The sequence below is a fragment of the Pseudomonas hamedanensis genome (genome assembly GCF_014268595.2).
In the GTDB taxonomy this organism is placed as follows: domain Bacteria; phylum Pseudomonadota; class Gammaproteobacteria; order Pseudomonadales; family Pseudomonadaceae; genus Aquipseudomonas; species Aquipseudomonas hamedanensis.
The window spans coordinates 5,394,967-5,407,465 of the sequence record NZ_CP077091.1 but is presented as its reverse complement, the minus strand read 5'-3'; the positions used below and the strand labels follow the sequence as shown (position 1 = coordinate 5,407,465).

Here is a 12,499-nt window from a genome sequence, read left to right as displayed (position 1 = left end):
TGCGCGCCGAATTCCTGCAACCACACAATAAAAACAACGGGTGGCATATGAAAACAACAATAAATCACAGCCTGGTCGTTGCCGGTTTTTGTCTGGCAGTTCCCACTTCTTCGCATGCACTGGAATTCGGCGGCTACTTGCGCAGCGGGGTCGGTACGTCGCTCAACAGCAGCGGCCAATCGTGTTTCCAGCTACCCGGTGCGCAAACCAAATACCGCTTGGGCAACGAATGCGAGCAGTACGGCGAACTGGAGCTGCGCCAGGACCTGTACACCCTCGACGATGGCTCGGTGTTGAGCGTCGACGGCATGGCGTCGCTGTATAACCGCTACGACCGCAGCCTGACGTTCAAGGAGGACAACGGCTCGATTCGCTTACCGCAGGCTTACGCGCAATGGTCGGCCATGCCCGCGCTCAACGGCGGCTCGCTGTGGGCCGGACGCCGCTACTACAAACGTAACGACATCCATATTTCCGATTTCTACTACTGGAACCAGAGCGCTACCGGCGGCGGTATCGAAGACGTGTTGATCGACGGCTTGAAATACAGTTACGCCTTCTCGCGCAAGGACAATCTTTATCAGAAGGATTACATCAACCGGCATGACTTCAACGTTGGCGGTTTCAACAGCAACCCGGGCGGCGAACTGGAGTTCGGCCTGAGTTACATCGACAAGCCCGACCGCCGCGATGCGCACCGCGGCTGGGCCATTACCACGCAACATGTGCAGCAGAATTTTCTCGGCGGCAAGAACAAACTGGCTTTGCAATACGGTGAAGGCCCCGGCACTGGGCTGGGCTACACCGGCGACGTGATGCTCGACGACCGCAACAAAAGTTATCGCATCGTCGAGTTTTTCGACTGGCAGCTGACACCGCGTTTCGGCGGACAGGTCGCGGCGGTGTATCAGAAAGACATTCGTGCGGACGGTGCCGACCAGAACTGGATCTCCCTGGGCGTGCGCCCGACCTATGCGCTGACCGAGCAATTCAAACTGGTGAGCGAACTGGGCCATGATCAGGTCGACGCGCCGGGAGGCACGCGCAAACTGAGCAAGTTCACGTTCGCCCCGACCTGGTCACCCAAGGGCCCGGAATTCTGGGCCCGCCCCGAGGTGCGGCTGTATTACACCTATGCGAGCTGGAACGAAGCCGCCAAGCGTGCGGCCAACCAACTGGCCAAAGGTTCGGCGTTGTCCGACACCGGTGCCTTCGGTCGCGCGCGGCACGGCTCCAACATCGGCTTGCAGGTCGAATACTGGTGGAAGTAAGCGATGCCGACGGTGTTTCGCGCACCGTCGGCCCTTCAAAGAACGAACAAGCAGGTGATGTCATGGCCGTACCCCAACAATTGCAACTGCTGGCGCCGTTGTCCGGCGTGCTGATGGCGCTGGATCAGGTGCCCGATCCGGTGTTCGCCGGTCGGGTGATCGGCGATGGGCTGTGCATCGATCCAACCTCGTCGACGCTGTGTGCGCCGCTGGCCGGGGTTGTGAGCGACATACAGGCCAGCGGGCACGCCGTTACCGTGACCAGTGATGAAGGTGTGCAGGTGCTGATGCACATCGGCCTGGACACGGTGAACCTCGCCGGCGCGGGTTTCACTCCGCGCGTCGAAGCGGGCCAGCGGGTCGAGGCCGGGCAGGCGCTGATCGACTTCGATGCCGATTACATTGCCCTGCATGCACGCAGTCTGCTGACGCTGATGCTGGTGGTCAGCGGTGAACCGTTTACTTCGCTGGTCGGGACGACAGGGCTAGTGCAAAGCGGTCAGCCAGTGCTGAGTGTCGGCAGCGCCGGAACGGCCAGCGTGACGCCGGAAATGCCCAAAGGTGAAGCGCTGTTCTCCCCACCGATCAGCCTGCCCAACCCCAATGGACTGCATGCGCGACCAGCGGCGGTGTTCGCCCAGGCGGCCAAGCGCTTTACGGCGACGATCCATCTGCACCGGTTGCAGGCGCAAGCCAATGCCAAGTCGCTGGTGGCGATCATGGCGTTGCAGACTGGCCCCGGCGACAGCGTGCAGGTGAGCGCGCAGGGGGAGGATGCCGAAGCCGCCCTCGACACGCTGACCCGGCTGCTGGCCGAAGGCTGCGGCGAAAACGTGCCGGTGCCGGTCGCAACCAGCGAACCGGAACTGCCCAATGTGCTGCGTGGGGTGTGTGCTTCGCCCGGTTCGGCGTTGGGGCAGGTGGTGCAGATCGTGGAGCCGACGCTCACCGTCAACGAGTTCGGTGCCGAGCCCGCCGTTGAACGGGCGGCGCTGACCGATGCCCTGGTGGAGGCCGACATGGCTTTGCAGCACCTGTGCGACACGGCCAGTGGTGAAGCGCAGGCCGAAATCTTCAAGGCGCATCAGGAGTTATTGGCGGACCCCAGCCTTCTGGATCAAGCCCTGGCCCTGATCGATGAGGGCAAAAGCGCGGCGTTTGCCTGGAACACCAGCACCGAAGCGACAGCGGCGATGTTCCGGTCGCTGGGCAGTGCTTTGTTGGCCGAGCGGGCGGCGGATCTGGTCGACGTCGGCCAGCGCGTCTTGAAATTGCTTCTGGGTGTGCGCGAACAGACGCTGGTGTTGCCGGACGACGCCATCCTGATTGCCGATCAATTGACCCCGTCACAGACCGCCGGGCTGAACACAGATAAAGTGCTGGGATTTGCCACGGTCGGCGGCGGTGCCACCAGCCACGTGGCGATTCTTGCGCGGGCCTGTGGCTTGCCGGCAATCTGCGCGATGCCGGTGCAGATGCTCGCACTGGCCGACGGCACCCAGGTGCTGCTGGACGCAGACAAGGGCGAGTTGCAGCTGAACCCGAACGCTGAGTCTATTGATCAGTTGCGCGCCCGGCATGAACGGCAACGGCAACGCCATCAGCATGAACTGGCGCAGGCAACGCTCGCCGCGTGCACCCGCGACGGGCAGCACATCGAGGTGACCGCCAACGTGGCGTCACTGAGCGAAACCGCCCAGGCCATGGACCTCGGCGCGGGCGGCGTCGGGCTGTTGCGTTCTGAGTTCCTCTACTTGGACCGCCATCAGGCGCCCAGCCATGACGAGCAAGTGTCCACCTACAGCGCCATCGCTCGCAGCGTCGGTCCGTCGCATAATCTGGTGGTGCGCACCCTCGACGTCGGCGGCGACAAACCATTGGCCTATGTGCCGATGGACGCAGAGAGCAATCCCTTCCTCGGCTTGCGCGGCATACGTCTGTGCCTGGAGCGCCCGCAACTGTTACGTGAGCAATTGCGTGCGGTGCTGGCCTGCTGTCAGCTGACGCGCTTGCACATCATGCTGCCGATGGTCACGCAACTGTCGGAGTTGCGGCTGGCGCGGCAGATGCTCGAGCAAGAAGCGCAGGCGCTGGGCCTGGCTGAAATGCCGAAACTGGGGGTCATGATCGAAGTGCCAGCGGCGGCGCTGATGGCCGATCGCTTTGCCCCCCATGTCGACTTTTTCTCCATCGGCACCAACGATCTGACGCAATACACCCTGGCCATGGATCGCGATCATCCGCGCCTGGCCAGTCAGGCGGACAGCTACCATCCAGCGGTGCTGCGCCTGATTGCCACGACCGTGCAGGCGGCGCATGCCCACGGCAAATGGGTCGGGGTCTGCGGCGCCATGGCTTCCGAGCGTCTGGCGGTGCCGCTGCTGTTGGGCTTGGGCGTGGATGAACTGTCGGTGAGCGTGCCGTTGATTCCAGCGATCAAATCAACCGTGCGCGAGCTGAATCTGTCCGAGTGTCAAACCATCGCCCGGCAGGTGCTCGACCTGGAAAGTGCCGAGCAAGTGCGTGAGGCGTTACGCCTGCACAGCGAAGCGATTGCCGACACCACACGGATTCTGGAGAACTGATGATGTTCGATAAGTTGCAGCAGGCATTCTGGAAAGCGCTGACGCCGGATCTGGTGGCAGACGAGCCGAAAACGCCGACCGAGCCGGCCGTCGGCTTGAGCGCTGAAATCGTCGCGGCATTGGGCGGCGCGGATAACCTAAAGTCGCAGCAGGCGGTGGCGCTGACGCGGGTACGGGTGGAGCTGGCAGACGTCGCCTGCGTTGATCGTGAGGCATTGAGCCTTGCCGGTGTCGCCGGGGTCATGGCGCTTGCGGGCGGCGTTTTGCACCTGATTACCGGCCTGCGGGAATAAGCCAAAGCAGGCGTGCGGCCCCAGGTCGCCCTTACTGTTTCTCAACTGCGGGTGTATCGTATTCGCCTTTTACGGGCCCCCCGGGGCCTGTCGCTGATACGTGAGGTAGTTGAGTTCATGTCCTTTACCCGTCGCCAAATCCTCGGTGGCCTGGCCGGTCTTGTTGTCGTTGGCGTTGGCGCGGGGGGCGCATCGCGGTACTGGCTGGGCAAAATGGCCGACGGCGAGGCCGGTCACGACTATGAACTGATCGCCGCGCCGCTGGATGTGGAACTGGTGCCTGGCCACAAGACCCAAGCCTGGGCGTTCGGCCCGTCGGCGCCGGGCACCGAGCTGCGCGTGCGTCAGGGCGAATGGCTGCGGGTGCGTTTCATCAACCACCTGCCGGTGGCGACGACGATTCACTGGCACGGCATCCGCCTGCCGCTGGAAATGGACGGCGTGCCCTACGTCTCGCAACTGCCGGTGCTGCCGGGCGAGTATTTCGATTACAAGTTTCGCGTGCCGGATGCCGGCAGCTACTGGTATCACCCGCACGTCAGCAGCAGCGAGGAACTCGGCCGTGGCCTGGTCGGGCCGCTGATCATCGAGGAGCGCGAGCCGACCGGTTTCAAGTACGAGAAGACCCTGAGCCTGAAGAACTGGCACGTCGATGAGCAAGGTCAGTTCGTAGAATTCAGCATCCCGCGCGAAGCGGCCCGTGGCGGTACTGCCGGACGTCTGTCGACAATCAATGGCGTGCCGTTGCCGGTGATCGATCTGCCGGCCGGGCAGATCACTCGGGTGCGTTTGCTCAACCTCGACAACACCCTGACCTACCGCATCAACATTCCCGGCGTCGAAGCGCAGATCTACGCGCTGGACGGCAACCCGGTCGAGCCGCGCCCGTTGGGTAAGGAATACTGGCTCGGTCCAGGCATGCGTATCTGTCTGGCGATCAGGGCCCCGGCGGCCGGTGAAGAACTGTCGCTGCGCAACGGCCCGGTGCGTCTGGGCACGCTGCGTTCAGTCACCAACACCGATGCGCCGACTGACTGGCCGAAAGCCCTGCCGGCCAACCCAGTGGCCGAGCCGGATCTGGCCAATGCGGAGAAACTCAACTTCAATTTCGAATGGGTCGGCTCGGTGTCGGTGAACACCGAAAACGGCAAGCCGCCGAGTCTGTGGCAGATCAACGGCAAGGCCTGGGACATCACCGACAAGACCTGTGCTGACCGACCTATTGCCAGCCTGAAACTGGGCCAGAGCTATATTTTCGAACTGAAGAACATGACCCAGTACCAGCACCCGATCCACCTGCACGGCATGAGCTTCAAGGTGATTGCGTCGAACCGGCACAAGGTCGTTCCGTACTTCACCGACACCTATCTGCTGGGCAAGAACGAGCGCGCGCAAGTGGCGCTGGTGGCGGATAACCCGGGGGTATGGATGTTCCACTGCCATGTCATCGACCACATGGAAACCGGCCTGATGGCCGCGATCGAGGTGAAGTGATGCGCCAGATTCGCCCGGCGGCGATCATCGACCGCAGCCGCGACCGCGACTTCATGCGCGAAGCCCTGATCCTCGCCGAACAGGGCGCTGCGCTTGGCGAAGTGCCGGTGGGCGCGGTGCTGGTGCAGGACGGCGCCATCATTGGTCGCGGTTTTAACTGCCCGATCAGCACCAGCGACCCGAGTGCCCACGCCGAAATGGTCGCGATCCGCGCCGCCGCGCAGGCAGTGGATAACTATCGCCTGCCGGGCAGCACCCTGTATGTGACGCTGGAACCGTGCAGCATGTGCGCCGGACTGATCGTGCATTCGCGAGTGGCGCGAGTGGTGTATGGCGCGCTGGAGCCGAAGGCCGGGATTGTGCAGAGTCAGGGTCAGTTTTTTACCCAGGGCTTTTTGAATCACCGGGTGCTGTATGAGGGCGGGGTATTGGCTGAAGAATGTGGCGCGGTGTTGACCGAGTTCTTCCGCGCCCGCCGAGCGAAACCCGCTGAATAAACACCGCCCCCTGTAGGAGTGAGCCTGCTCGCGAAAGCGTCAGCAATTACAACATCGAGGGTGTCTGACACACCGCTATCGCGAGCAGGCTCACTCCTACACAGGGCCGCATTTCAACGGCAGTAATGCAGTCAAATTGTGGGAGCGAGCCTGCTCGCGATAGCGTCGGTACATTCAGAATGAATGGTGACTGACACACCGCCTTCGCGAGCAGGCTCACTCCTACACAGGGCCGCATTTCAACGGCAGTAATGCAGTCAAATTGTGGGAGCGAGCCTGCTCGCGAAAGCGTCGGTACATCCAGAATGAACGGTGACTGACACACCGCCTTCGCGAGCAGGCTCACTCCTACACGGGGCCGCATTTCAACGGCAGTAATGCAGTCAAATTGTGGGAGCGGGCTTGCTCGCGAAGGCGTCGGTACATTCAGAATGGAGAGTGACTGACACACCGCCTTCGCGAGCAAGCCCGCTCCCACAGGGGGATCTCCATTGTTCGGGAGATTGGGTTATTTCTTGGCGACGATCACCGCCCGCATCGGCGCCGGCAGTCCTTCAATGGTTTTGCTGTGATCCTCAGGATCAAGAAAATCTCTCAGCGACTGATACTTCATCCACTCCGTCCCGCGCTGTTCTTCCACCGTCGTGGTGCTGACATCCACGCAACGAATATCGGTGAACCCGGCCCGGCGCAGCCACAACTCCAGTGCAGGCACCGACGGCAGGAACCACACGTTGCGCATCTGTGCGTAGCGATCTTCCGGCACCAGCACTTGATGCTTGTCGCCTTCGACCACCAGGGTTTCCAGCACCAGTTCGCCGCCCTTGACCAGGCAGTCCTTGAGCGCCAGCAAGTGCTCGATCGGCGAGCGACGGTGATAGAACACGCCCATGGAAAACACCGTGTCGAAGCCTTCAAGGTTCGGCGGCAGGTCTTCGAACGGGAACGGCAGATGCCAGGCGTTTGGCTCGGACAGATAGCGTTGCACCGCCTGGAACTGGCAGAAGAACAGCCAGTTCGGGTCAACGCCAATCACGCTGTCGGCGCCCGCACCGAGCATGCGCCACATGTAATAGCCGTTGCCGCAGCCGACATCGAGGATGCGCTTGCCTTTGAGGTCCAGATGCGGAGCGACCCGCGACCATTTCCAGTCCGAACGCCATTCGGTGTCGACATGCACGCCGAACAGATCGAACGGTCCCTTGCGCCACGGCGACAGGCCCATCAGCGCGGTGCGCATCTGCACGCGCGTCTCGTCGTCGCAATCGGTGTCGAGCTTCAGGCCGTTGAGCAAGTCGATTTCGCTTGGCTGAATCTTCGGCAAGGCATCCAGCGCACTCTGCCAGCGCTCCAGATCGCCGTGGCCTTTCTCCATTTTCTGGTCGAGTTGTGCCTGCAAAGTGTTGGCCCATTCGGCCAGCGGTGTACCGGCCAGACGGCGGGCGAGGGGGGACAGGTCAATCATGGCAAGGCAATCAACGAGGCAAAGTTAAGACACTGGAACCACGGCACGACTTTCGAGAACCCGGCGGCCAGCAGGCGTTCGCGGTGTTCTTCGAGGCTGTCGGGCTTCATGACGTTTTCGATGGCGCTGCGCTTCTGGGCGATTTCCAGTTCGCTGTAGCCGTTGGCGCGTTTGAACGCCACGTGCAGGTCGGTCAGCAGCGCGTGTTCTTCGGCATCGTTGAAACGCAGTTTCTCCGAAAGAATCAGCGCGCCGCCGGGTAACAACGATTGGCGAATGCGCGAGAGCAACGCGGTGCGCTGATCCGGGGCGATGAATTGCAGGGTGAAGTTCAGCGCCACCACCGAGGCGGGCTGGAACTCCAATGCGAGGATATCGCCCTCAATCACCTCGACCGGCAGCAACTCCTGAAACATCGAATCCTGACCGTTGAGATATTCGCGGCAACGCTCGACCATCGCAGCCGAGTTATCCACAGCGATCACCTGGCAACCGTCGGTGCGCACATGGCGGCGCAGGGCTTGGGTCACTGCACCCAGCGACGAGCCGAGGTCATAGAGCACGCTGTTGGGCTGGGCGAATTGCGCGGCGAGCACGCCGAGGTTTTCGACGATGGTCGGGTAACCCGGCACCGAGCGCTTGATCATGTCCGGGAACACCCGCACCACGTCTTCGTTGAAGGCGAAGTCAGGCACCTGGGCCAAGGGCTGGGCGAAAAGGCGATCGGGTTCTTTGCTCACGGCGGTTCCGGCGGTGTCGGTGGAAAAGGCCGGCATTTTAGCCAAAGTGGGGCGCGGATGCTTGGGTTGTCTGATAAAGCACCCGTGCGAAACGTGAGATGCGCCTGTGTGGCGAGGGAGCTTGCTCCCGCTGGGTTGCGAAGCGACCCTGAACGCGGTGCACGCGGTACTGCAGGGCCCCTTCAAACACCGGTTCTGCGGCTGCTGCGCAGCCGAGCGGGAGCAAGCTCCCTCGCCACAAAAGGTCAGCGCTGGGTCTGGAAGAGCGCTGAGGCAATCAATTTACCGAGATGGCGCAGTCAAAGGTTTCCACTGGCAGCACTTCCGGTGCCCACGGTTGTTGCGAGGTCAGGCGCAAACGCCCGGTGCCGGCCGCGAAGGCCTGGAAGCGCCAGGTCGAAACGCCCGCCGCACCGACCACGCCGGCATCTTCCGGATTGCTGTAAACCTCGGGACTGAGCGTGCGCAACACGCCGCCCGCCGAATCCTGAATCGCCCAGCGGTAGCCGGTGGTCGGGTTGCTCGGCAGCGTAATGATCAGGTTTTGCCCGGTGCTGAGCCGCACGGGGCATTCGCTTTGTTTTTCCACGGTCACGTTGTGTTTCGGTTGCGTGGCGCAGGCGGCCAGCAAGGAAAGGGCGAGGGGGAGAAACAGGCGAGTGGGGGACATAAGATCAGCAGCTCCGGCGGTAACGACGAACGGCGAGCATAACTGATGAGACAAATTGTGACCAAGTCCGAGCAGGTCCGCTAACGTCGAGTTCGATCTTTATAGGATCAGTATGGCCAGGAAAATCAAGATCACAGTTAATTCGATATTTCCTGTTAAGGATGTCCAGGTAGGAAGTGAAAGTTCCCTGCTGGGCGTACTGGGTTCCACCTATGTTGAGGTAGAACACTTGTTGTAAATACTTACCTTTCTCGAACACGTGATCGCCGTTAGGCGTTAACGAGTCAATGGTAAGGCGGATTGCGTGTTGATTCGGAAACCCCCCTTCTTTAGAGCCTTCGATGGTTATGTACTGGCCATTCGTCACTTCTATACGGTCGACCTCGAAGAGCAGTACGCCCTTTTTAGTTGCTCTGAAATTACCGGGAAGACGCGATCGCCTTGGCATAATGAGTTCCCTCAATGAGTCGCTTCGAGAGGGAAGTTTGAGGGGCGGTCTGACGAGGCGCCACTGGTAGACTTGACAGGTTTTTATTGTTTTTTGCGATAGGTTTTGTCGCATCTGGTTATAGAGATAACAGGGCATTGCCAAGAGGCGATGCCCTGTTTGCATCGGGTTAGAACAAGATTTTCGCCACGTCCGCAAACTTCTTCGCGAAGTGCACGGTAATCCCTTCCTTCAGATAATCCGGCAACTCTTCAAAATTACCCCGGTTCGGCTCCGGCAGAATCAGCTCGAAAATCTTCTGCCGCCGCGCCGCGATCACTTTCTCGCGCACCCCGCCAATCGGCAGCACATGCCCGGTCAGTGTCAGTTCGCCGGTCATCGCCACGCCTTTTTTCGGTGGCTGGTTACGCGCCAGAGACAGCAAGGCACTGGCCATGGTCACGCCGGCGCTCGGGCCGTCCTTGGGTGTTGCGCCTTCCGGCACATGCAGGTGGACGAAGGCTTCGTCGAAGAACTTCGCATCACCGCCGAACTGCTTCAGGTGCGAACTGACGTAGCTGTAGGCGATTTCCGCAGACTCTTTCATCACATCGCCCAATTGCCCGGTGAGCTTGAACCCACGGTTGAGCGCGTGAATGCGGGTGGCTTCGATCGGTAACGTCGCGCCGCCCATGCTGGTCCAGGCCAGACCGGTAATCACGCCGGTGCCGGACAGCACCTGTTCGTTGCGAAACACCGGGTGGCCCAGCGAGGCTTCAAGGTCTTTCGGCCCGAGCTTGATTACTGCTTTCGGGTCGTCTATCAGTTTCATCACCGCTTTGCGCACCAGTTTGCCCATCTGCTTTTCCAGCTGGCGCACCCCGGCTTCACGGGCGTAACCGTCGATCAAGGCTTTGAGCGCGGTGTCGCTGATGCTCAGGCTGCCCTTGGACACGCCGGCCTTTTCCAGCATTTTCGGCCAGAGGTGACGCTTGGCGATGGCGACTTTTTCTTCGGTGATATAGCCCGACAGACGAATCACTTCCATGCGGTCGAGCAACGGTCCGGGGATCGAATCGAGGGTGTTGGCGGTGCAGACGAACAGGACTTTCGACAGGTCCATGCGCAGGTCGAGGTAGTGGTCGAGGAATTCGACGTTCTGTTCCGGATCGAGGGTTTCCAGCAGCGCCGAGGCCGGGTCGCCCTGATAGCTCTGGCCCATCTTGTCGATCTCGTCGAGCATGATCACCGGGTTCATCACTTCGACGTCTTTGAGCGCCTGCACCAGTTTGCCCGGCTGTGCGCCGATGTAGGTGCGACGGTGGCCCTTGATCTCGGCTTCGTCGCGCATGCCGCCGAGGCTGAAGCGGTAGAACGGTCGGCCGAGGGATTCGGCGATGGATTTGCCGACGCTGGTCTTGCCCACGCCCGGCGGTCCGACCAGCAGCACGATGGAACCGCTGATTTCGCCTTTATAGGCACCGACGGCGAGGAATTCGAGGATGCGATCCTTGATGTCGTCCAGGCCTGCGTGGTGCTTGTCGAGGATTTTGCGCGCGTGCTTGAGGTCGAGTTTGTCCTCGCCGTACACGCCCCACGGCACCGAGGTGGCCCAGTCCAGATAGTTGCGCGTCACCGCGTACTCTGGCGAACCGGTTTCGAGAATCGACAGTTTGTGGGTTTCTTCTTCGAGGCGTTTCTGCACCTGCGCCGGCAGCACTTTGCCTTCCAGGCGCTGCTGGAATTGCTCGAGGTCGGCGCTGCGGTCGTCCTTGGTCAGGCCGAGTTCCTGCTGGATGACCTTGAGTTGTTCTTTGAGGAAGAACTCGCGCTGATGCTCGCCGATCTTGCGGTTAACTTCGGCCGAAATCTCTTTTTGCAGGCGCGCGACTTCGACTTCTTTGCGCAGCATCGGCAAGACTTTTTCCATGCGCTTGAGCATCGGCACGCAGTCGAGCACTTCCTGCAACTCGGGACCGGTGGCAGAGGTCAGGGCGGCGGCGAAATCGGTCAGCGGCGACGGGTCGTTGGGGCTGAAGCGGTTGAGGTAGTTCTTCAGCTCTTCGCTGTACAGCGGGTTGAGCGGTAGCAGTTCCTTGATCGCGTTGATCAGCGCCATGCCGTAGGCCTTGACCTCGTCGGTCGGCTCGGTGGGCTGGTGCGGGTATTCGACTTCGACCAGATACGGTGGGCGGTGGTGCTTGAGCCAGGTCTTGATGCGTACTCGGCTCAGGCCCTGGGCGACGAATTGCAGTTTGCCGTTCTCGCGGCTGGCGTGGTGGACTTTGACCAGCGTGCCGTATTCGGGGAGGGCGCCGGTGTCGAAGTGGCGCGGGTCTTCCTGGGGTGTGTCCATGAAGAACAGGGCCAGGGAGTGGTGTTCGGATTTGCTGACCAGTTCGAGGGTTTCGGCCCACGGTTCTTCGTTGACGATGACCGGCAGGACCTGCGCCGGGAAGAACGGGCGGTTGTGGATCGGGATGATGTAGACCTTGTCCGGCAGGTTTTGCCCGGGCAGCGCCAGGCCGGTGCCCGAGGAGGTGTGTTCGATGTGGTCGGTTTCGTAGTCGTCGTGGTTGTCCGGGCGATCTTGCTGGTCGGTCATGGGGCACCTGCGCAATGGGGTATGGGTCTTAGATGGGGCAGGGGTGGGGTGGTTTCAATGGGGCGGGAGTGTTTCTGCTTGTGTGTTCAGGGGATGGACAGTTTTTTGACCTTGGCGGCCTTTGGGCCGGCCATGCCTTGGGTGGTTTGGGTGTATATCCGTTTCTGTGGGTGTTGCTGATTACGGTTCCGCCCTTACGGCGGGTCACCTTTTCCAGACGCCGAAAAGGTAACCGAAAAGGCTTGCTCCTGCGTTCGGCCCTCGCAGGCTCGGGTTCCTTCGCTGCGGGATTGATCCGGGCGCAGCGTTTCCGGTTTGCTTCGCTGCACCTCCTTCCGCTGTGTTTGGCTGCGCCAAACGGTCGCTGCGCTCCCACGCCCGGATCAATCCCTCCACTCAGCCTTCCGACGTCGCCCGTGGATCAAGATCAAGAGCGGTACTCGAGCTTGCGC

The 12,499-nt window shown here is 61.3% G+C and carries 9 protein-coding genes; 5 read left to right on the top strand and 4 right to left on the bottom strand.

The features are described from left to right. Positions 1-47: 47 nt before the first annotated feature. The 5 genes from HU739_RS23590 to tadA all read left to right on the top strand — a co-directional run bounded on the left by HU739_RS23590 (position 48) and on the right by tadA (position 6,140). Positions 48-1,271, top strand: a complete 1,224-nt coding sequence (locus tag HU739_RS23590) for a maltoporin (RefSeq protein WP_186549142.1) — start codon at positions 48-50, stop codon at positions 1,269-1,271. 62 nt (positions 1,272-1,333) lie between these two features. After that, positions 1,334-3,856: a phosphoenolpyruvate--protein phosphotransferase gene (ptsP, locus tag HU739_RS23585; RefSeq protein ID WP_186549144.1), complete on the top strand. Its 2,523-nt coding sequence runs from the start codon at positions 1,334-1,336 to the stop codon at positions 3,854-3,856. Between the two features lie 2 nt (positions 3,857-3,858). Then, positions 3,859-4,149: a PTS transporter subunit EIIB gene (locus HU739_RS23580; RefSeq protein ID WP_186549164.1), complete on the top strand. Its 291-nt coding sequence runs from the start codon at positions 3,859-3,861 to the stop codon at positions 4,147-4,149. A gap of 117 nt (positions 4,150-4,266) precedes the next feature. Continuing rightward, positions 4,267-5,643 carry a multicopper oxidase family protein gene (locus HU739_RS23575; protein ID WP_186549146.1) on the top strand — a complete coding sequence of 459 codons (1,377 nt, stop codon included), beginning with the start codon at positions 4,267-4,269 and terminating at the stop codon, positions 5,641-5,643. Then, on the top strand, positions 5,643-6,140 hold the full coding sequence (gene tadA / locus HU739_RS23570; protein ID WP_186549148.1) for a tRNA adenosine(34) deaminase TadA: 498 nt from the start codon (positions 5,643-5,645) through the stop codon (positions 6,138-6,140). Before HU739_RS23575 ends, tadA begins: the two co-directional genes overlap by 1 nt. A gap of 508 nt (positions 6,141-6,648) precedes the next feature. On the opposite strand, the gene cmoB is transcribed toward tadA, so the two are convergent. From cmoB to lon, 4 genes are all read right to left on the bottom strand, one after another. Further along, on the bottom strand, positions 6,649-7,605 hold the full coding sequence (gene cmoB, locus HU739_RS23565) for a tRNA 5-methoxyuridine(34)/uridine 5-oxyacetic acid(34) synthase CmoB (protein WP_186552369.1): 957 nt from the start codon (positions 7,603-7,605) through the stop codon (positions 6,649-6,651). Further along, a complete protein-coding gene (gene cmoA, locus HU739_RS23560; RefSeq protein ID WP_186552370.1) occupies positions 7,602-8,381 on the bottom strand; it encodes a carboxy-S-adenosyl-L-methionine synthase CmoA in 780 nt (259 codons plus the stop codon). The genes cmoB and cmoA overlap by 4 nt, the downstream gene beginning before the upstream one ends. Positions 8,382-8,622: 241 nt before the next feature. Next, complete coding sequence (locus tag HU739_RS23555) at positions 8,623-9,015, bottom strand: protease inhibitor I42 family protein (RefSeq protein WP_186552371.1); 393 nt, start codon at positions 9,013-9,015, stop codon at positions 8,623-8,625. Positions 9,016-9,632: 617 nt separating this feature from the next. Further along, on the bottom strand, positions 9,633-12,047 hold the full coding sequence (gene lon / locus HU739_RS23550; RefSeq protein WP_225922768.1) for an endopeptidase La: 2,415 nt from the start codon (positions 12,045-12,047) through the stop codon (positions 9,633-9,635). Positions 12,048-12,499: the final 452 nt, after the last annotated feature.